A 289-nucleotide genomic window follows, 5' to 3' on the forward strand; every position below is an offset into this window, starting at 1 on the left:
GTTCCATTTTTACTGAAGGCGATCATATTTATATTAACGAATCACATCCGAATCTTTTAAAAGTCTGGAAGGTTTTTATTGACATCCTGGAAAGCATAGATCACGAGCACTACAATAGTTCCATGATAGTACTTCGGGATTTTTCATCGGATACTCCCTACAATGGAATTTTTCATGATCATGGCTTTGTAAAGGTGAATATGCCCGAATCCAGTGTGTATAAAAATTTCAATTGGGAGACACCTGAAGAGTTCCAGGCCACACTTTCACGACGGTCCAGAAGACACTT

1 pseudogene is annotated in these 289 nt (G+C 38.8%); it reads left to right on the forward strand.

Annotation, left to right across the window (positions count from 1 at the left end):
- A pseudogene (locus tag HC176_RS19865) lies at positions 1-289 on the forward strand (aminotransferase class I/II); the annotation flags it as partial.

The sequence above is a fragment of the Tamlana crocina genome, assembly GCF_012037625.1.